The following is a 19207-nucleotide window of genomic DNA, read 5'->3' on the forward strand; positions in this document are numbered from 1 at the left end:
ATCGAGCGGGGGAGAGCCCTATGAACGAATCCGGTACGGATCGCGTCGCGAAGCTTTCCGCGGCGCTGGAGGGCGCGGACCTGGAGAAGGTCAGGTCATGGGGCCAGATGCTGGCCAACCGGCTGCGGCGAGGCGGGCGGGTGCTGGCGGTCGGCAACGGTGGAAGCGCAGCGCAGGCACAGCACTTGGTGGCCGAGCTGGTGGGCCGGTTCGAGTCCGAGCGGAACCCGTTGGCAGCGTTGGCGTTGACCACCGATTCGGCGGTGGTGACCGCGATCGGCAACGACTACGGATTCGACGAGTTGTATGCACGGCAGGTACGCGCGCACGGCCGCGAAGGCGATGTGCTGGTCGCGATCTCCACCTCCGGGCGCAGCGCGAACGTGATCACGGCGGCCGCGGAGGCGAACGCACTGGGAATGCTCACCTTCGCATTGACCGGCCCCGCCGGGAGCGCGCTGGCACAGGTGTGTGACGAGGTGGTGGCCATCGAGTCCTCGGCGACATCGACAATCCAGGAATGCCATCTGCTGATCGCGCACGAACTGTGCGCGGCCGTCGATGCGGCCCTGTCCTCCGCCCCGTCGGGTTCGATGCCGATCGCCCCACAGTCCAACGGCACGGTGGCTGAGCGGGTTCGGCGCGTGGTGGTGGTCGGTGATGTGCTGGCGGACTGCGACTGGTGCGGTGAGGTCACGCGGGTGTCGCCGGAGGCGCCGGTGCCGGTGCTGAGCGCGGTGTCGCGACAGTGGCGGCCGGGCGGCGCGGGCCTGGCCGCGATGCTCGCCGCCGCAGACGGCTGCGAGGTCACGCTGATGACCGCGATCGGCGACGACGACCCCGGGCGGCGGATACGCGCGGACCTCGCCGCGGCGGGGGTATCGGTGATCGACCTCGGCACCATGGGGCCGACGCCGGTGAAATTGCGTATGCGGGCGAGGGGCCAGACCCTGGTGATGGTCGATGATTCTGCACCGCCGTGCCCGGTGGGCGATCCGCCGCCGGAAGTCGCGAATGCGCTCGCCGAGGCGAACGGGGTGCTGGTCGCCGACTACGGGCGCGGGGTGGCCGCGCAACCTCGGCTGCGTTCGCTGCTGTCGACCGTGGCGCGGCGTATGCCAGTGGTGTGGGATCCGCACCGGCACGGACCGGCCCCCGTCGAGCGGGTGAGCGTTGTTGTGCCGAACCATGAGGAAGCCGCTCACCTCAGTGGAGAAGAGGCTGCTGCCGGTGATCTCGATGCCGATGTCCGCCGGGCTCGGAACCTGCGATCCTGGTGGCGATGCGGGCATGCGGTTGTCACTCGCGGCGCCGACGGCGCGGTCCTGGTCGGCTCCGACACCGATCCCGCGCAGGTGTTCCCAGCACCGCGGCGCGAGCACGGCGACGCTTGCGGGGCGGGCGACCGGTTCGCGGTCACGCTGTTGGAAGAGCTGATCCGCGCACGGATCCCGTCGACAGCGGTACAACGCGCAGTCGTCGTGGCCGCTGACTATGTGGCCGGACACCGCCCGCCGGGCCCGCGACCGCGGGGTGATCGCGATGTTGACGGGGTCGCGATGGCAGAGCGGGTTCGCGCGGCGGGCGGTCGGGTGGTGGCTACCGGCGGCTGCTTCGATGTGCTGCACGACGGGCACCGCCAGCTGTTGGAGGCTGCGCGCGCGATGGGGGACTGCCTGATCGTGCTGCTCAACAGCGACGCCTCCCTATCCAGGTTGAAGGGCTCGAGCCGGCCTCTTGTGCCGCAGGCGCAGCGGGCGGCGATGCTGGCGGCGTTTGCGTGCGTGGATGCGGTCGTAGTGTTCGACGAGGACACCCCCGCCGAGCTGCTGGAGCAGGTGCGGCCGCACATCTGGATCAAGGGCGGCGACTACGGTGTTACCGAGCTGCCCGAGGCTGCGGTGGTGCAGCGCCATGGGGGCCAGGTCGTTTTCGGCCCGTACTTGGATGGGGTGTCGACGAGTGAGTTGATCGAGCGTGCTGTTGCCGGGCGGATGGTGCGGTCATGACCCGCTCGGTGCTGGTAACGGGAGTGGCGGGGTTCATCGGCAGCCACACGGCCGCCGATCTGCATGCGGCGGGGTGGATGGTGACCGGGGTCGACCACCACCCGGCCCACGAGGGCCGGGTGTGGGAGTCGATCACCGCAGACGCCGCCGACCCGGCGCTGCTGGCGCGGGTCGCTGGAGGGGAATTCGCGGTAGTCGTCCATCAGGCGGCGATCAGCGACACTCTCGCCCCGGATGACGAGCGGCTGCGGTGGTGCAACGCGACGATGCCGCTGCGGATTGCGCGCGCGTGCGCCGAATCCGGGACACGTCTGGTGTACGCCTCGTCGGGCAGCGTGTACGGCATTGTGCCGCAAGGTGTTTCCTCGCTGGAATCCGACGCCTACGATCGAGGGCGCTGCTCAGGCCCGCTCAACGCGTACGCGAAATCGAAGCTCGTGATGGATCGGGCGATGCGTCGCCGCGCGGCGGTATTCGGCCTGGACTTTGTTGGGCTGCGCTACACCAACGTCTTCGGCCCCGGCGAACAGTCCAAGGGGCGCATGGCGTCGATCCTGTGGCAGATCCTCACCACCGCGGCCGCCGGGCAACCGGTGCGGTTGTTCAACGATACCCTGACCGCCGCGCGGGACTACCTACCGGTACAGCTGCTGGTCTCAACTCTGGTGCGGCTGCTCGACAACCCGCACATCCGCGGGGTCTACAACCTCGGCTCCGGGACCGCGATCCGGTTCGAGACGTTGCTGGGCTGGTGCACCGAGTGGGCCGGCGCCCCGGTGCCGATGGTGGGAGTGCCGAACCCAGTCCGCGACCGCTACCAGTACTGGACGTGCGCGGATATGCGGCTCCTGCGGAGGGCGATGCCCGGCCTGGAACCGGTGAGCGTGAACGAAATCCGCAGTTATGCCTGTGACCTGTTTGACCACATCCGAGCCGAAACCGTCGGCGTGGGCGAGCTTGTGAAGTCCCTGTGATCGGAGGAAACGCGATGTCTACCAGCACAACCGACGTGCTCGATGGAGAGAAGGCGCTACGCCACCGGATCACGGTGTTGTCGCGGTCACTGCGAGAGGTGACCGCGGTCGAACACCTGCAAAAGCCGCGGTACGTCGGCTACGACACCGTCCGCGACGCCGACGGCACCACCTACGGCCGCAAGAAGGCGATCCTGATGTCGGGCGGATGCAGCGTCCCGACCTGCACGATGTGCCCGTTCACCAACTACAACAACTTCGGCCTGCACGGCGCGAACGCTGACGGCCTGCGTGGACAAGTTGTCACCATGCTGGACCGCACCGATGACGAGCCGGACTACGACATGCTCGCCCTCTACAACGACGGGTCGTTCTTCGCCCGCCGTGAGGTGCCGGCCGATGTGCAGGTCGATATCGCCCGCCGGGCCGCGGCCACCGGAGTTCGCCGCCTAGTCGTCGAGTCACTGCCACAGTTCGTCACCACCGAAACCCTCGTCCCGTTCGTCGACGCTCTCGGCGATGTACAGCTTGAGGTCGGGATCGGGTTGCAGTCGGCGGACCGGCTGGTGCGCGAAACCCTCGTCAATACCCGCGTCACACGCGAATCCTTCGAGGCCGCAGTGGCGTTGATGCAGGCGCATAACGTGCTTCCCAAGGTGTATTTGATGATCGGTCCGCCGTTTCTCACCGAGGCCGAAGCGGTGACCGACGTGATCGACTCGACGGCCTACGTGGCGTCGCTTGGCGTGGCAGGGGTGACGTTGTGCCCGACCCGATTGGCGCCGAACACGGTGGCATGGTGGCTGTACCAGCGCGGCCACTATTACGCCCCGAACCTGTGGGCGGTCGTCGACGCGGTGCGCGGCGCACACACGAAAGCGGCGGTGCGGGTGGCGTGTATCAACATGCGCGGCACCGACTTCGACTCGGTGTACCCGGACTCGTGCGAACGCTGCGCGAATCCGATCGTGGACGGGCTGGTCGCCTACAGCGTCAGCGGTGCCCCCGCCGATCTGCCGACCTCGTGCGAGTGCCGCCGAACGACCACGCCGGTCGCCCTCGACCATGAACACATCCTCGCCCGCACCGTGGCGACTCTGGATGCCTGCGAGGCGATCGCGTGAGGCCGCCCCCGATCCTGTCCGAATCCCCACCTCCGGATCTGCCACGGTTCCTCGCCGCCCGACATCACGGGCTCGGCGACGTGTTCGCCCTCGACACCCGGGCCGGTGCACCGACGGCGTACTGCGTCGGGTCGGCCGCGGTGCGGGAGATGTTCGCGCGGGAACGCGAGGGCGGGCTGGCGGTGCACAACACTGCGACGGTGCACACGCTGTTCCGGCGCGCGGTGTTCACCCTGCGCGGCCGTGAGCACGAGACCGTACGCACCTACCTGTCGGCCGGGTTGCGGCACGACGCGGTGGCCGCCTACCTGCCGAGTGTGGCCGAGGTCGCGCACCGCCACGTCAGCCGGTGGGCCGAGGCGGCGGTGGTGGCGCTGTATCAGGCTGCGCGCGACTACACGATGGAGGTGTGCCTGACGGCGATCCTGGGTCTGGCCGCTGATGATCCGACCGCGCTGCGGGTGCCGGAGTTGTTCGATCGGTTCGTCGTCGGCGCCGAACTCCCGCCAACTCACAGTGAAGGTGGGGACGAGGTGTTCGCGGCGGCCCTCGACGCGGCCGTGGAGCTGCGGGAGTTGTTGCAGGCGTGCACGGTTCGCGCGGCCGACAGCGCGCGGCCGTCGGTGGTGTCTGCGCTCATCGCCTCAGGGCGGGCCCCGGGCGGGGAGGGGGTCGATCACCTGCTGGCGCTGCTGATCGCGGCGCGGGAGACCACGGCCAGCCTGGTCACCTGGCTGCTGATCGAATGCGCACTTGATGACCAGCTCGCCGACGCGCTCGCTACCGACGCCCGCGACCTGGTCACCGACCCGGTCCAGGCGATCGTCCGCGGTGGCGCACCGGGGTTGCGGCGGGTGCTTGCCGAGTGCGCGCGCCTGCATACCCCCAATACGATCGCCACCCGGCAGGCGGTCACGGATGTCCAGGTCGGTGGCTATACCATCCCGGCCGGATGGCACGTCGCCTACAGCGCCCCCGCCACCCACCTGCTTCCCGAGCTGTTCACCGACCCGGAAGCTTTTCACCCTCAACGCTTCTGCGGGCCGGATGGTGCGCGCCGCGCGGCGGGGCTGCTGGCGTTCGGGCGGGGCGCGCATGCATGTGCAGGCCGCGGGTTCGCCGAGGCGACCACCCTGTTGCTGGTCGCGGTCGTGCTCGCCGGGTACCGCATCGACCTGGACCCCAGGCAGCGGCCGAAGGTTGAGCGGTTCCAGCCGGTGCGTGCCCCAGCAGGCTCGGTCCATGCCCGCGTTCGGCAGGTGGTGCGGCGGTGAACCTCGCAGAGCTGGTTGAGCGGCTGGTGCGATTCGAGGTTGCCAGTTCGCGGCGGCTGCACCTGATCGCCAGCGAGAACCAGATGCCCGCCCTCGCGCGGGTGCCGTATCTGACCGAAGCCCTTACCCGTTACTGCTTCGGTCGTGCGGGCGAGGCGAATTGGGCGTGGCCGGGCCGCGGCGAACTCACCGACCTCGAGGAGGCGGCCGGACGTGGGATCGGTGCGCTGCTCGACGCGAAGTACGTGAGCCTGAAACCGGTGTCGGGATTGTCGGCGATGACCGTGGCCGTCTCGGCGTTAACCGGATCGGCAGGCACCGTGTTCAGCCTGGCCGAAACCGACGGCGGGCACGGTTCGACCCGGTTCGTCGCCAACCGGTTCGGGTTGCACTGGCAACCCCTGCCCATGGACCCGAGCAACTGGTGCGTCGATGTGGATGCGCTGGCGCGGAGGGCGCGCGGTATCGGCGGGCCGTTGCTGGTTTACCTCGACTCGTTCATGGCGTTGTTTCCCCATGACATCGTCGCAATCCGCGCCGCGGTCGGCGATCGGGCGAGGATTCACTACGACGGCTCCCACACCCTCGGGCTGGTCGCTGGCGGTGCGTTCCAGAACCCTCTCGCCGAGGGCGCCGACAGCCTCGGCGGCAGCGTCCACAAGACCTTTCCTGGCCCACCCGGCAAAGGTGTCGTGGCCACCAACAATGCCGGTCTGGCTCGGCAGGTCGACGTGCACGCCGCCGGATGGGTGTCGCACCACCATCCCGCCGACGTCGCTGCGCTGGCGTTCTCGGTGGCGTGGATGACCGACCACGCCTGCGACTACGCCGCCGCAGTCGTCGCCAACGCCCGCTCCCTGGCTGCCGCCCTCACCGCCCAAGGGTTCACCGTCTGCGCGGCCGAGCTCGGCCACACCCGATCACATCAGGTGTGGGTGGACATCGACCCGATCTGTCCCGCCGAGACCTCGGCCGGGCTGCTGTATGAGGCCGGGATCGTGGTCAATGCCATCGAGATTCCCTATCTGAGCGCGCCCGGGTTGCGGCTGGGTGTGCAGGAGTTGACCTTCGCTGGCCTCGATGGCAAGGGCGTCGATGAACTCGCCGCGCTCATGGCCCGCGTGCTGATCCACCGCGAACCACCGGAGTCGGTCACCCTGGCGGTCGATGCCCTGCGCACCCGCTACGTGACCAGCGACGACCAACAGGCCGCCGACGAGCTCGCGCACCTGCTGCGCCGGGCGCGGCGGCAGGAAGCGAGGACCCCGTGACCACCACCGAGCTGACGCTGACCGCGAATGAATTCTCTTGGCATCCGGATTGCCGCCACTTCGTCGGCGGCATGCCGTGCCAGCACTGGCGGGCATGCCCCGGCTGCACGCTGTATGCCCCGGTCACGCACCGGATTCTGATCGTGATGCTCAAGCGCATGGGCGACATGCTCATCGCGTCCCCGCTTCCGGCCCGGATCAAGGCCGAACACCCCGGCGCGCACATCACCTGGCTCATCGGCGCCGAGTCCGCGCCCATCGTGGCGATGATCCCGCATGTCGACCGGGTCCTGGTCTGGGACGCCGACACCGCAAACACGCTGCTCGCCGAGCACTACGACGCCATCTACAGCTTCGAACGCCATCCCGCTGCTGCTGGGCTCGTGCCCCGCATCAGCGCCGACCACCGCGCCGGGCTCGCCTATGGCGGCGACCACAACACCCTCTATCCGCTCGGGCAGGCCGCGCGGCACTTCTTCGCGATGAACACCTGGAACGACTTCCGCACCCACGGAAACGAAAAGACCTGGACCGAACTATATTTCGAGGTCGCCGGATACACCTACACCGGCGAGCCGTACCAGCTGACGGTCCCGGATGAGGCGAAGGACCGTGTTGCGGCGCGGCTGGGCACCAGTGGCGGATGGGTGTGCTTGAACGTCGGCGGCTCCAAGGCCACCAAGCTGTGGCCGGTGCAGTACTGGAGCGAACTCGGGCGGCGGCTGCTCGACGACGGGAACCGGCTGGTCATCACCGGCGGCCCTGACGATGCCCATGTCTGCCGCCAACTGCTGCGCGAGCTGGACACCGGCGGCGGCCGGGTCCGCTACGACTCTATCCCCTTGGAGGAGTTCGCTGCGGTACCGGACTTCTGCGACGCGATGGTCACCGGCGACAGCCTCGGGTTCCACCTCGCTCTCGCCCACGACCTGCCCGTGGTGGTGCTGCTCGGGCCGAGCAACGGCGCCGAAGTCATTCCCCGCCACGCCGACACCGTGACCGCACTGCGGTCGAGACTGGCGTGTTCGCCGTGCGCGCACCAGGTCACCTGCGGCGGCGTCGGCGGCTGCATGGACACCATCACCGTCGACGATGTGCACGCCGCGGTCTGCAACTCGCTGTCCCCGGCACCAGCCGGGGCCGTGCGGAAGGAGTGAACGGTGGGATACGTTCTCGGGCTCGGTGGCCCTTACCACCACGACGCCTCCGCCTGCCTCGTTGCCGACGGCCGGGTCGTCGCCTTCGCGGAGGAGGAGCGGTTCTCCCGGATCAAACACCACCGCGACTCCCGCTCCGCCGCGGCCTCCGCGGCGTGGTGCCTGCACCAGGCCGGAATCGGGTGGAGCGACGTCGACGAAGTCGCGGTCGCGTGGAACCCGTACTGGCCCAACGACTGTGACCATATCGCCGATAAGGACATGATCGCCGAACTGCTCGGTCCGGCGGCGCGCGACGCGGGGGGACCGCGCCGGTTGACCGTCATCGGCCATCACCTCGCCCACGCCGCCAGCGCGTTCTACCCGGCCGGTGTCACCGACGCCGCTGTCGTCGTTGTCGACGGTTCCGGAGACGGGATCTCCACCAGCATCCACCACGGCACCCGCACGGGCCTGCACACTCTGCGCGAATTCCCTTTCACCCAGTCGCTGGGCTGGTTTTACCAATTCGCCACCGAGCACGCCGGGCTCGGCGACTGGACCAACGCAGGCAAGCTGATGGGCCTGGCCGCCTACGGCCGCCCCACCGTCGACCTGGACTTCCTGAACCCCGCCAGCTGCGGCTACCACCTCGACCTCACCGGCTACGGCCTTCCACCCGATGCCGACCACACCGCCCGCTACAGCGACTTCTCCTACTACCGCGACCTGCGCCGCGCCTACGGCAAGGCGTTCACCGACGCCGGAGTCCCCGCACTACCGACAGCCGGAGATGACACGCATCGCGGAATCGCTGCCGATCTCGCGGCCTCGGCGCAACTGCTGTTGCAACGCTGCTTGATCAGCGTCGTCGCGACCGCGCTCGACGAAACCGGTTCCACGGCGTTGTGCCTGGCCGGTGGAGTCGCACTCAACTGCACCACCAACGGAATCCTCGCCCGCACACCCGATATCGAGACCCTGTTCGTGCAGCCCGCCGCCAGCGACGCCGGATGCGCGCTCGGCGCCGCCCTCGAGTGCGCGCACCGCCGCGGCGAATACACCGTGCCCGGCCCCCGCCAAACCCACACGCTGCTCGGCCCGGACTACGACAACCACGCGATCGAGACCGCGCTGCAGACCGCCGGAGCCGACTACACCACCCCACCCGATATCGCGACTGCGGCCGCGCGTTTGCTGGCTGACGGCAAGGTCATCGGCTGGCACCAGGGCCGCGCCGAGGCCGGGCCCCGCGCGCTCGGTGCCCGCAGCATCCTCGCCGACCCCCACACCACAGCCTCGCGCGACCGCATCAACCGCGACATCAAACGCCGCGAACTCTGGCGACCGCTCGCGCCGAGCATGCTCGACCTGGGACCCTGGACGACCACGCCGGACGGTCCGGCAGAATGCATGATCGTCGCCCACGACGCCACACCTCGAGCACGCCAACAAATTCCGGGTGTCGTCCACGTCGACGGCACGCTGCGCCCGCAACGGGTCGATCCAGACCTGCAACCGGCCTACGCGCGCCTGCTCCACGCCTTCGCCGCCGAAACCGGAATCGCAGTGGTGTTGAACACCAGCTTCAACGGCCCCGGCGAACCGATCGTCGGATCGCCGGCTGATGCGCTGAGCAGCGGCGCCCGCCTCGGCCTGGACGCCATCGTGATCGGCGACTACCTGATCACCCCACCACCATCGAGCAGCACCCGCTAGCTTCACCCGACCACCAGGACAGGATCATGACAAGCGTGACCGACACCGACACGATCACCACCATCGACCGGATCCGCGCCCGCCACGATGACGCGGTGCACATCGGCACCGGCTGCGACATCGCCGCCGACGTCGACATCATTATCGACACCGACGCCACCATCACCATCGGCGACCGGGTCAGCATCCGCCGCGGCACCACCCTGCAAGCCAATACCGGCGGGCACATTGTCATCGGCGACGACGTGGCGATCGGCGAGAACGTCGTCGTGTCCGCGATGACTACCATCCGCATCGGCCGCGGCGCGGGCATCTCCAACATGGTCGACATCCACGACCACAACCACCGGCCCCGCACCCACGAGAACCTGGCCCCTGGCGAACCGATCACCCCGTGGGCCAGCGGATTCGACGCCGCGCCTATCACGATCGAAGCCGGGGCCGTTATCGCCAACAAAGTCTCGATCACCGCCGGAGTCACGATCGGGCAGAACACCCGCGTCGGTGCCAACGCCGTCGTCTCAGCCTCACTCGCCCCCAACGCCACCGCCGTGGGCGTGCCCGCTCGCGTCGTCACCCGCACCCCGGGCCCACTCGATCCTGAGCAGCCACGGCAACAACTGCGCATCGGCTGGTTCGGAACGTCGCTGATGGAGCACTACGAAGCCCACAATCCGCGACTGTCCACCCAAGCCGACCTGCCCGACATCGGACAACAGCTCGAGGTGACCGAGTGGCGCAACCGCGGTTACGTCCACGCGCTGATCACCGGCTGGTCTATCCACTATCCCTGGATCACGATCCTCTCCGATAACCGAGGCGAGGGAGGCGCGACCTCCCGTAACGTCCTCGCCAACCTGCGTGCCGCCGTCGACGACGGCGGCCGGTGGGACCTCGCGGTCGTCGGCGTCGGCATCAACGACGTCTGGCGCCACCACCAGGGCCGCCACGACGAAGCAGTTGGCATCGACGAGTACGACACCAACATCTGCGCCGCCCTCGACCTCCTCACCAACCACGCCCGCCGGACCCTCGTGATCGGCGAACCCCCAATGGGATGGGATCCCAGTATCGACGTCCCCGCCGCGAACCGTGACCTGGCCGACTACAACCGCCGCGCCCGCCGCGCCGCCGAAGACCACCGAGCACTCTTCGTCGACATCTGGGACGACATCACCTACACCGCCACCTGCTTCGGCTGGTCACCCACCACACCCACTGCCCCGGCCACCGGAGCACCCAGCGTCTGGACCGACGGCGTGCACCTCTCAGAACAAGGCGACGAAGCCATCCGGCAGATGGTTGCCCGGCAAATCACCACCCACCGGATCCTCGACGGGCTGCTCACCCTCGACCGGCTCGATCGCGCCACCGCGACCCGCGAATACCGCTAGTGACCCTCGCCCACCCGAGAATTCGCACGATCGAACAGCTGGCGCGGGACACGAACCGGCCCCGCGTCATCTTCTGCGATTGGCACGGAGTGCTGTGCCGGAAACCGTTCTGGCACAGCATCACCGACAACACCACACACCCGTTGCACACGATCCTCACCCGCGAGCTGGACCGGCTGTTCACGACGGGCAACCGCGAGGGCCGCGAATGGATGTGCGGGACACGCAGCTCCCGTGACATCCTCACCACCCTCGCCGCCCACCACCGACACCTCGACGTCGACCAGCTCCTGACCCAACTCGCGGACGACATCGCCCGGATGCCCATCGACCAGCCACTGCTCCGGGCGCTGCGCCGTGCCCGGACCTACGCGACCGTCGTCCTGGCCACCGATAACATCGACTTGTTCGAAAGCGTCTTCCGCACCGCGGCGCTCGGCCGCAACGAACGCCGATCAGGCATGGCGACCTTGCCGGACGCCGCAGCCGCGTTCGACGACATACTCAGCTCCAGCGACACCGGCGTACTGAAATCCGAAGACCCGCAATCCTTCTTCGGCCCATGGCTGACCAAAGCAGGACTGTCCTTCACCGACGCGCTCCTCATCGACGACCGGACCGACAACTGCACAGCATTCGAACTACATGCCGGTGCCGCCATCGAGTGGATCTCGTAGCTGCACTGCGCCATTAGCCAAAGACCGCAACCGGTGGATCACGACATCACCGACTCGATCACTGGAAGCCCACGGCACTGCACGGTGTTCGCTAGATGGACTCGCTGCATCCCTCAATAAGAATCCTTGAAAAAGTTTCCGCACCAATACAATTAGTTGCTCGCTCGGGTTGGGGCCGGCGGCCTTTGCGACGAGTTTATATTCCGCAATAATCGGCTCCACTTTGGAAATTCGGTCTTCGTTTTATCCTGGTGTCAGAATTCGGATCGTGAGATTGTGCGAGTTGATGATTCTGTTCACGTCGAAGTCTCCGTTGGCTGCGTGGAGGAATAATCGAGCGTTCGCCAGCGCGTCATCTTCGGAGTCGTGGAGGAGCCATTTGTTGACGGGCCGGTTCGGTGCACGTCGGCCGTGCAGATCGGCGAGCTCGTCTCTGGTGAGTAGGTTCAGCGCGAGAACGACTGCCTGCAACGATCCGACATGACCGGGACACAGCGATCTGGCGAGCGCTAGGCCGTCGACGAAAGGGATCGGGCGCGCACGACTTGCTTCCACGCCGATCAGTGTCGTGAGGCTTCTGATGTCGTAGCTGAATCCGAAGGCAGCAACCATCCGGTCGGCAATGAACGCATCGATATACGGCCACACCTGACCGAACGGCGGTGCCGGGTCGACGCTGGTGGCGGGCCATCGATAGTGCGGCGACCTGAACTTGACCATCCAGGTTGCCTCGACCTCGTTGCCGATGATCTCGGCTACCCCGATGTATCCGAACGGGCTTGTTCGGCCTCCAGGTTCGACATCGATCGACACCAACGACGATGACGGGCACGGATGCTCGCTCATGGCCCCCATCCTGCTCGGGCACACCGACATCCACTCACGTGGCGGACGCCGACAGTGTCGGTGGCCCCTGCCAGTATGCGGGCATGCAATCAACCGAGTTGCGAGTTGCTGTCGGCGAGCTCGACGAGGATTCGCCGCATCGGAATATCTGGCAGTGGGGTTGCCGCTGCGGGCACTGCTACCTGTCGAACATCGAGTGCGTCGATGAGTTCATCGGCAAGTTCCTCCTCGTGGTCACCGGTACTCTCTGCCGACATCGTGATCTAGACGATCCATTGATGTGCTCCGAGTGCTCGATGGCAGCGTTGTGCTGTATCGAACGCGCGGACATGACCGGCTGCCTGGCGATGTCGATGCGCGAACAAGTCGAAACCTGGGTGGCGACCGTCGCTCTGTGGTCTTGCGACCATCCAGGCGCGGCGGAGCTGTTCGATGACCTTGGGCCCTCTCTGCTGGCAGCCGAGTACGAATACGGCATCGACGCCGACGGCGAACACTGGCAAGAGATACGGGAGATGATCATGATGGCGCTCACCACGTTCGTCATGGTCAACAGCAGCGGCCCGGACGCGGACGCACTCACGATCGCCCACTTGGTCCTCGACGCCTACCTGACCGTCGTGCAGGACTATCGGCCCGACGACATCATCCCGGTAGCCCCTCGCACCGACAACTCGACGCCGAAACGGGTGTGGCCGAAACGCGCCGAACTCGACATCGCCCGACGGCACGGCTGGGACGAGCCCGAACGGATCACCGTGGAACGATTGGTACGGACCGCCGCGATCGAGGCTCACAACGAGGCCGGGTTCATCCGGAACTGCCTCGCGGCCGGCTTGGTCCTGACCGGCCGCAAAGCCAAGGACGGCATCGGCGTGTGCGGATACGGTGCTTCCCGACCTACCGACCATGGTCCAGGCATCGGATTCGCCGGCTCCAGCCTCGCACCGGACCTCACCCTTCCGAAACTTCGCAAGGCGTGGTCGTGGTACCCGGAATCGGAGACCAGCGCGATCGCAACGTGGGCAACTCTGGTCGACCGCGACCTACTCGGACCTGGTGCAGCCTCGGAAGAGGCCGAAAGGCCCAGCCAGTCACAGCAGGTCAAGGTGGTCTATGAGGAGCACGGTGACCGTCACCGTGCCGACAAACCCGACTCCGGCGTCGCGGATCGCGCGAACCGCATGGGCCCCTTGGACCTTGGCAAGTAGCGCTGTGATCATTCCGATGATCACTCCCAGAAGTGCCGCGATGATGATCGGCAGGATCTTGATGTTCATGTGCGCTCCGCTTCTTTCAGTGGCTGGTGGCGGTGGAAGCACACCAATCCGGCTGCGGCCCGCGCTACCCGTCTGCGCTCGATGGATGCCATGTTCATGCAGGTCAAGTGGCTAATCGGACGACTACCCGTTTCCTGCGACTCGTATCGACTCGTGTTGTGTCAGGCTTTGTGGTCGCCGTGGAGCCGGTTATCGAGCTACCGGTGGCGGTCGCGGCGGCGGTGGCTGCCGGCGACGTCGAGCGTTCCCGGACCCGGCAACACGAATTCGACCGCTACACCGACGTCCGTAAACGGTGACCGATAAGCGATATCGCCTTCGCCAAAGCCGCGGTGTCGGCTCGGCTGCCCCGGTTCCCGACCCACGTCCGCCCACCGCTGACCGCAGCCTCACCCGAACGGATTCGAGAGATCCACATGGTCGTGGGATCGCTGCTGCCGCTTCTCACCGGTGCCGGCCCGGAGCGCTGACCGGGTCCGGCTCAGTTGTCGACACGAGATCACACACTGTGCGAGCGAGCTCCCGGACTCCGGAATCGAGAACACCGGACCGATACCCGGTCCAATCCGACAGCTTGGGCGTGTCGCGGGCCGAACCGCGCGCGATCATCCGTTGCCGGACCTGTTCGCTGGGAGAGTCGAGCCATATGGTCACGACCTGCAGGTCTGCCTCGGCTTCCGCGTGTTGCCGCAGGAAAGCGCATAATGGAAGACCTGCGGTACCCGCCGTGCGCACGGTCCACAGGAATGGGGCGTCCAGAATTATCGGGTCGCGGACGGCCACGGTCAGTCCGGTACAGATCAGACTGTTGTAGATGTCTGGCGCAACGACCTCGCGATAGGTTTCGGAATCGCGATCGCACCGGTCAGCCGCGTCATCACCGACTCCTCCAACACCGGTGCGAGTTTGTCCTTGTCCAGCACGACTGCACCCATACGCGCGGCGAGCCACCGCGCGGCCGAGGACTTGCCTGATGCGGGGAATCCGCAAAGCACCATCGCACCAGCACTACGGATCGGTACCGCCGCCTGGTCGAGCCGCTCACGGACCATGGCGGGCAGGAACACCGAGTGCTGTTCATCCATCACCTCTGCACTTCACCACACCTGTTTGGGCCAGCGATTTCTGAACCGGATGCTGGTCACGTTTCGGCAGCCGGTATGCGGGCGCGGTGGGCGCGAACACGGCATTTGGGGGAGCAGTACAGCGCCGGTCTGCCACCGCGGCGTTGTTTCAGTGGCGCTGCGCACCCCGGAGCGGCGCAGATCCCTGCCCCGTTCGGAGGACCGGCCGCCGCGTCGGGCTGTTCGGTTGGCGGGGCTGGCGGTAGCGCGTGGCAGCCGTCGCGTTGTACTTGCCACTGGCCCGGGGTGCGCCACAGTTGGCGGCGGGTGCCCTGGTCGTCGACCTCGTAGGGCTGGTAGCCGAGCCGGGCCAGTTCGGCGTCGTTGAGTCCGCGTTCGCGGTGAAAGGTGTTGATGCTTGAGGCACCGAGTGCGCTGCGAATCTGGAAGCAGGGTCGTCCGGGCTGTGCGCCGCAGCGTAGACAAGGCTGGTCAATCTCGCCGTAGAATCCGCGCCAAAGTTCGCCGGTCACAGGCATGGCCATGGCGAGGGACGCGTGTGGTTCGGCTTCGTCGGGGTGAAGTGGAGTCACGCTCGCGGTGACGGGATCGACCCATTCGGCGCGAACCAGGAAAGGGAACCGTCTGCGTAGCTGCTTCCATGCCCCGGACGGCCGAACGGCATCGGTTAGCGTTGCGCGAATGTAATCCAGCGACCGCGTGCCGGCCATGAGCTCGGCGAGCGTCCCTTCGGCCCGGGCCAGTCCGGACGGCATGAGCAGAGGGACTTCGGTGGTCGAGGTCAGCCCGTCTGTGTCTAGGTCGATCATGCAGACCGATTTCGGCGGGTCGAAATCGATGGTCCTCGGCCCGAAGTCGTAGACATAGGGCAGCGGCGAGCCCGAGTAGCGGACCGCGGGGGAGACCGCGTGCGGCCAGTGCAGGTCACCGAGCGCGACATAGTCGATTCCGGCGAACACCTCGACCGGGACGGTGTGACGACCGCCGACCCGCAATCGTTCCGGCCCGCGTTCGGTGGGGTCGGCCACCGAGACGTGCCCCACCACCACCGCCCGCGCTCCTGGGCGGCCCGCCAGGTCCGCGCGCACCCGCGTCATCGCAGCACGCCAGCGGTCGGCGTGCGACCGGCCCACAGCACTACCGAGCTCGGATCCGGCGAACTGCAGGCACGGAACCCCGTACACCGCGACAGGCCCGTGCTCGTCCTCGAACAACACCGGGCTGCCGATGCCGGCCACGCTGGTCATCAGGTGCAGCCCACCTGCGGCAGTGAACACCGCTCCGGCCCCCAGGCGGATCGGTGAGTCATGGTTACCTGCGATTACCAACAGCTGTGCGCCCGCTGCTCGGATCGCGGCGAATGCGTCCTGGCAAACAGCGACCTCGGCCTCGGATGGATCGGTTTTGTCGTATATATCGCCGGCGACGACCACGAGATCGACTTCCCACTCCTCGACGAGTGCCGGGATCTCCCCGACGAGTATGACCTGTTGGGCGGCCAGCAATGGCGTGCCTCGCATCCGGAACCCGATATGCCAGTCGGAGGTGTGCAGGATCCGCATGCGCGACAGGGTATTCCGCACCACCGACAACCTCGCGGACCGGTGTCACAGTGCTCAGGGCACTTTCAGGGGGCGAAAAACAGACGTAGACGAGAGATCCATAACGTTCACGCTGGCCTGGGAAGGTGACGTCGACATGATGTACCGCTCGGGACGAACAGGTCGCGGCGTTTCTTCGATCGCTTCTCAGCTTGAGATTTAACCTCGGGGCTGGGCGTCGTTGAGGGCGTATCGGTCTGCGAATTGCCACTCCTGGACTGCGGATTGTCGCCAATGGTACTGGTTCGGCGAAACATGTTGCCGTTCCGCATGTCGCCGTGTTTCCCGGCGTGTCACAGCGACGCGAAAGGGCTACCGCGTCATCATCTTCGGGTTCCTGCAAGAACTTGAAGCAAGAAGCGGTAGCCGTGTCTCTGAGTGTGCCCCATGCGTCGGTGGCGGTCGAGCCGACACACCCGGTAGACGTGAATGACCTTGTGTCGTTTCGTCGTTCGTTCCGTAACTGCCTCACCGCGCGGGGCGAGGCGTTGTTCGAATTGACCGGCGCGGTGCTGTGCAAGAACGGCCCGGTCACCACCCTGGTCGGGTTGAGCCTGGTCGGTGAGCATCGACGCGGCCACGGCGCGCTCTACGACGGATTGGCCGCCGGCGGCATCGCCCCGGAACGGGTCCGCACGGCCGTGGCGGCGGCGCTGCCGCCGCCACGCGATGACCAGGGCCGGGATCAGGCTGGCCGTGGGTTCGGGCCCGGCGCAGCGCCGGAGCAGTGGTTCGTCTCGATGCCCGGCGTCGTTGACTTGCCGGTGCCGGAGTTCTCCCGCATCACAACAAGCACGCTCACTACAGCGTCTGTGGCATCAGAATGCCGTCGAGTTTCCGGACGAATCGCGGTATGTGCGGATCGGTCGCGGCAGCCCGTACGGGTCCCGATCCCACCATCGTCCGCCGTTGAACTCGACGGGATCGAGTGGGTAGTGGCGAGCGCGGTCGCCGCGGATCACGTGCCACAGCGAGATATCGACATGGCTTCCGCTCTGGCCGACGGTGGTGGTGCAGGTGAGGAACAGCGGTTGCTCGCCCACTACGTCGAAGACTGGTTCGATGCCGAGCTCCTCACCAGTTTCGCGACGCGCGGCTGTCAGCGGGTGCTCGCCGGGCTCGACATGCCCACCCATTCTCGAGGCTCTCCGGCATTGTCGGATTGCTTTGCTGGGAGTGGCTGTTTGGCTACCTCGTCTGGTCATTGGTCGGTGGATTTCTACGACTTCTACAAGTCGGCCTCGGTGGTGGAAGGGGTTGCCTGGTTCGGTGACGTCCATCAGCGGGCGGCCGCGGATGGTGCGCGGCATGGAACCCCGATCTTGACGCCGCTGTCCGGCCGTCTGGGCCCACGGGTCAATCTGTTCTTCCGCACCGATTCGATGGCGGCTGCAGCACCGACCACGATGCGGCGGTACGCGTATTCGTTGGCGGTATGGCTGGAGTTCCTGGGCGTCTTCGGCCGCACATGGGACGCGGCTACGGTGCGTGATGTCGAGGCGTTCAAGGACTGGCGGCTGACCGACGTACGCAACCGAGAGATCTCTACCATCAGCCACCTCACCGTCGATGACATCCAGATCGATAATGAGACCATCGCAATTAACATTCGTAGCAGCTCCCCTCATTCTTCCCACGCCGCTGGACGAACTGATCCGAAAACTCATGGCAACCCGCCGCAGCAAGGCCAAGATCGGAACCCCAGATGACGTCCCCTGGCTGTACCCCGGATACCCACTGGGCGACGACCGGATCGGCCTACAACTCTCGCGCGCAAAAGGCGACCAAGACAGGGGGAGTGCTGTGTGGGTGGTCGTGTGGGAGCCGTTCTGCCGAACAGCAGGCGCCTTGGGGTGGTCACCTGAATCAGCGCAGCCGCAACCGGAATCGCGGTCGCTGCGGGTCGCCGACGGCGTGCATCTACCGGAGCGGCGAGACGAGCTCACGCGCGCCGAACTGGATGCTGCGATGACCGACGTCGGCTGGTTGGCGGAGTTGCTCGACCGGCGATCGCCGGACAGTGGCGCATACCAGCCGGGTCCGGCCTGAACGTCACCGGCGCTGCGTGTGTCTTGTCGAGCACATAAGTCAGGAACCGGAATCGGTATCGCCCACTTCGGCAACAATCAGCGGAGTTGGGCCGAGCTCGATCGATTGTGCACGCGGCGGCCGCTCGGTGAGGTCGGCTTCTGTGGAACCGGCCAGGCCTTCGGCGCGTCCTATAGTTCGTAGGCAATCGGTGAACGGGACTGAGAGGAGGGACGGCGTGTCCTGGGGGCTGCGGATGGACCGAGAAGCACGCAGGGCGTCGCGCGAGTCCACTGTTCGCGTTCACGATCTGTGGATTGATACGCTCACCAAGGGATTTGCGGGTGAAGGGCTCGTATTGCCGTGAGCAATGCAACCCCGGTTGTGCCAGCCGAAACGGCAGCGGACCGTTGTGCGCTATTGCGGTCGGAGATCGCAGCGTTCTATGCAGGTTTCGGGCAACCCGAAGCGCTCCGCGCGGCCTTCTCGGATGCTGTGGTCGTGGTGGCGTTGACCGGCGATGATCGGTTGCTTGTCAGTGAGTTCGGTCGTGTGGATTGGCTGTTAGCGTTCACCAGCGTCGACGAGTTCGCGCACTACATGACCGCGCGGGGAGTGGCCCCGGGCAGTGAGTACCGCTACCACACGCTGCTGGGTAGACGGATCGTGGACGAGTTCACGGCGCGGTGTGCGCGGCCGACGGGGGTGGCCATCGATATCGCGGGTGTGGCGCCGATAGCGTTCCCGCCGACCCCGCCGGGCGGGTGGGGGGTGGGGTAGTGGGCGATA

General features: G+C 66.8%; 17 protein-coding genes and 1 pseudogene. 14 read left to right on the forward strand and 4 right to left on the reverse strand.

What is annotated here, in order from left to right; translation table 11 throughout:
• The first annotated feature begins 20 nt into the window (after positions 1 to 20).
• Genes OHB12_RS06030 through OHB12_RS06070 form a run of 9 tightly spaced genes read left to right on the forward strand, consistent with a single transcriptional unit; the run spans position 21 to position 11578 of the window.
• Complete coding sequence (locus tag OHB12_RS06030; protein WP_327116915.1) at positions 21 to 2009, forward strand: PfkB family carbohydrate kinase; 1989 nt, start codon at positions 21 to 23, stop codon at positions 2007 to 2009.
• Positions 2006 to 2983 (forward strand): NAD-dependent epimerase/dehydratase family protein, encoded by a 978-nt coding sequence (locus OHB12_RS06035; protein WP_327116917.1) that lies wholly within the window; start codon positions 2006 to 2008, stop codon positions 2981 to 2983. The genes OHB12_RS06030 and OHB12_RS06035 overlap by 4 nt, the downstream gene beginning before the upstream one ends.
• A 14-nt stretch (positions 2984 to 2997) precedes the next feature.
• Entirely contained in the window at positions 2998 to 4107 is a 1110-nt protein-coding gene (locus OHB12_RS06040) for a hypothetical protein (RefSeq protein WP_327116919.1), read from the forward strand.
• Positions 4104 to 5381 (forward strand): cytochrome P450, encoded by a 1278-nt coding sequence (locus OHB12_RS06045; RefSeq protein WP_327116921.1) that lies wholly within the window; start codon positions 4104 to 4106, stop codon positions 5379 to 5381. Before OHB12_RS06040 ends, OHB12_RS06045 begins: the two co-directional genes overlap by 4 nt.
• Positions 5378 to 6652, forward strand: a complete 1275-nt coding sequence (locus OHB12_RS06050; protein ID WP_327116923.1) for a hypothetical protein — start codon at positions 5378 to 5380, stop codon at positions 6650 to 6652. The genes OHB12_RS06045 and OHB12_RS06050 overlap by 4 nt, the downstream gene beginning before the upstream one ends.
• A complete protein-coding gene (locus tag OHB12_RS06055) occupies positions 6649 to 7809 on the forward strand; it encodes a glycosyltransferase family 9 protein (protein WP_327116925.1) in 1161 nt (386 codons plus the stop codon). The genes OHB12_RS06050 and OHB12_RS06055 overlap by 4 nt, the downstream gene beginning before the upstream one ends.
• 3 nt (positions 7810 to 7812) lie before the next feature.
• Entirely contained in the window at positions 7813 to 9507 is a 1695-nt protein-coding gene (locus tag OHB12_RS06060) for a carbamoyltransferase family protein (protein WP_327116927.1), read from the forward strand.
• Positions 9508 to 9533: 26 nt separating this feature from the next.
• Entirely contained in the window at positions 9534 to 10901 is a 1368-nt protein-coding gene (locus OHB12_RS06065) for a DUF459 domain-containing protein (RefSeq protein ID WP_327116929.1), read from the forward strand.
• Positions 10901 to 11578 (forward strand): hypothetical protein, encoded by a 678-nt coding sequence (locus OHB12_RS06070; protein WP_327116931.1) that lies wholly within the window; start codon positions 10901 to 10903, stop codon positions 11576 to 11578. The genes OHB12_RS06065 and OHB12_RS06070 overlap by 1 nt, the downstream gene beginning before the upstream one ends.
• A gap of 243 nt (positions 11579 to 11821) precedes the next feature.
• On the opposite strand, the gene OHB12_RS06075 is transcribed toward OHB12_RS06070, so the two are convergent.
• Positions 11822 to 12424: a 3'-5' exonuclease gene (locus OHB12_RS06075; RefSeq protein WP_327116933.1), complete on the reverse strand. Its 603-nt coding sequence runs from the start codon at positions 12422 to 12424 to the stop codon at positions 11822 to 11824.
• 83 nt (positions 12425 to 12507) lie between these two features.
• Here OHB12_RS06075 and OHB12_RS06080 point away from each other — a divergent pair, with 83 nt between their 5' ends.
• Together OHB12_RS06080 and OHB12_RS06085 are read left to right on the forward strand one after the other, a co-directional pair.
• A complete protein-coding gene (locus OHB12_RS06080) occupies positions 12508 to 13635 on the forward strand; it encodes a hypothetical protein (protein ID WP_327116935.1) in 1128 nt (375 codons plus the stop codon).
• 227 nt (positions 13636 to 13862) lie between these two features.
• Entirely contained in the window at positions 13863 to 14003 is a 141-nt protein-coding gene (locus OHB12_RS06085) for a hypothetical protein (RefSeq protein ID WP_327116937.1), read from the forward strand.
• Between the two features lie 501 nt (positions 14004 to 14504).
• On the opposite strand, the gene OHB12_RS06090 is transcribed toward OHB12_RS06085, so the two are convergent.
• Entirely contained in the window at positions 14505 to 14789 is a 285-nt protein-coding gene (locus OHB12_RS06090) for an AAA family ATPase (protein ID WP_327116939.1), read from the reverse strand.
• A gap of 56 nt (positions 14790 to 14845) precedes the next feature.
• Positions 14846 to 16372: a metallophosphoesterase family protein gene (locus OHB12_RS06095; RefSeq protein WP_327116941.1), complete on the reverse strand. Its 1527-nt coding sequence runs from the start codon at positions 16370 to 16372 to the stop codon at positions 14846 to 14848.
• A 455-nt stretch (positions 16373 to 16827) separates the two neighbouring features.
• Here OHB12_RS06095 and OHB12_RS36145 point away from each other — a divergent pair.
• Positions 16828 to 17034: pseudogene (locus OHB12_RS36145) on the forward strand (transposase); the annotation flags it as partial.
• A 174-nt stretch (positions 17035 to 17208) separates the two neighbouring features.
• On the opposite strand, the gene OHB12_RS36150 reads toward OHB12_RS36145, so the two are convergent.
• On the reverse strand, positions 17209 to 18057 hold the full coding sequence (locus tag OHB12_RS36150; RefSeq protein ID WP_442800075.1) for an NUDIX domain-containing protein: 849 nt from the start codon (positions 18055 to 18057) through the stop codon (positions 17209 to 17211).
• Here OHB12_RS36150 and OHB12_RS06105 point away from each other — a divergent pair.
• Together OHB12_RS06105 and OHB12_RS06110 are read left to right on the forward strand one after the other, a co-directional pair.
• Positions 18056 to 18439 carry a hypothetical protein gene (locus OHB12_RS06105; RefSeq protein WP_327116945.1) on the forward strand — a complete coding sequence of 128 codons (384 nt, stop codon included), beginning with the start codon at positions 18056 to 18058 and terminating at the stop codon, positions 18437 to 18439. The genes OHB12_RS36150 and OHB12_RS06105 overlap by 2 nt on opposite strands.
• 342 nt (positions 18440 to 18781) lie before the next feature.
• Positions 18782 to 19198, forward strand: a complete 417-nt coding sequence (locus OHB12_RS06110) for a hypothetical protein (protein WP_327116947.1) — start codon at positions 18782 to 18784, stop codon at positions 19196 to 19198.
• The last annotated feature ends 9 nt before the right edge of the window (positions 19199 to 19207 follow it).

This window comes from Nocardia sp. NBC_01730 (assembly GCF_035920445.1).
Taxonomy (GTDB): domain Bacteria; phylum Actinomycetota; class Actinomycetes; order Mycobacteriales; family Mycobacteriaceae; genus Nocardia.

Coding starts and splice junctions, on each gene's coding strand:
- OHB12_RS06075 (WP_327116933.1), bottom strand. CDS start 12,424: ATGAGCGAGCATCCGTGCCCGTCATCGTCGTTGGTGTCGATCGATGTC.
- OHB12_RS36150 (WP_442800075.1), bottom strand. CDS start 18,057: ATGAGTTTTCGGATCAGTTCGTCCAGCGGCGTGGGAAGAATGAGGGGA.
- OHB12_RS06035 (WP_327116917.1), top strand. CDS start 2,006: ATGACCCGCTCGGTGCTGGTAACGGGAGTGGCGGGGTTCATCGGCAGC.
- OHB12_RS06040 (WP_327116919.1), top strand. CDS start 2,998: ATGTCTACCAGCACAACCGACGTGCTCGATGGAGAGAAGGCGCTACGC.
- OHB12_RS06090 (WP_327116939.1), bottom strand. CDS start 14,789: ATGGATGAACAGCACTCGGTGTTCCTGCCCGCCATGGTCCGTGAGCGG.
- OHB12_RS06105 (WP_327116945.1), top strand. CDS start 18,056: ATGGCAACCCGCCGCAGCAAGGCCAAGATCGGAACCCCAGATGACGTC.
- OHB12_RS06080 (WP_327116935.1), top strand. CDS start 12,508: ATGCAATCAACCGAGTTGCGAGTTGCTGTCGGCGAGCTCGACGAGGAT.
- OHB12_RS06065 (WP_327116929.1), top strand. CDS start 9,534: ATGACAAGCGTGACCGACACCGACACGATCACCACCATCGACCGGATC.
- OHB12_RS06030 (WP_327116915.1), top strand. CDS start 21: ATGAACGAATCCGGTACGGATCGCGTCGCGAAGCTTTCCGCGGCGCTG.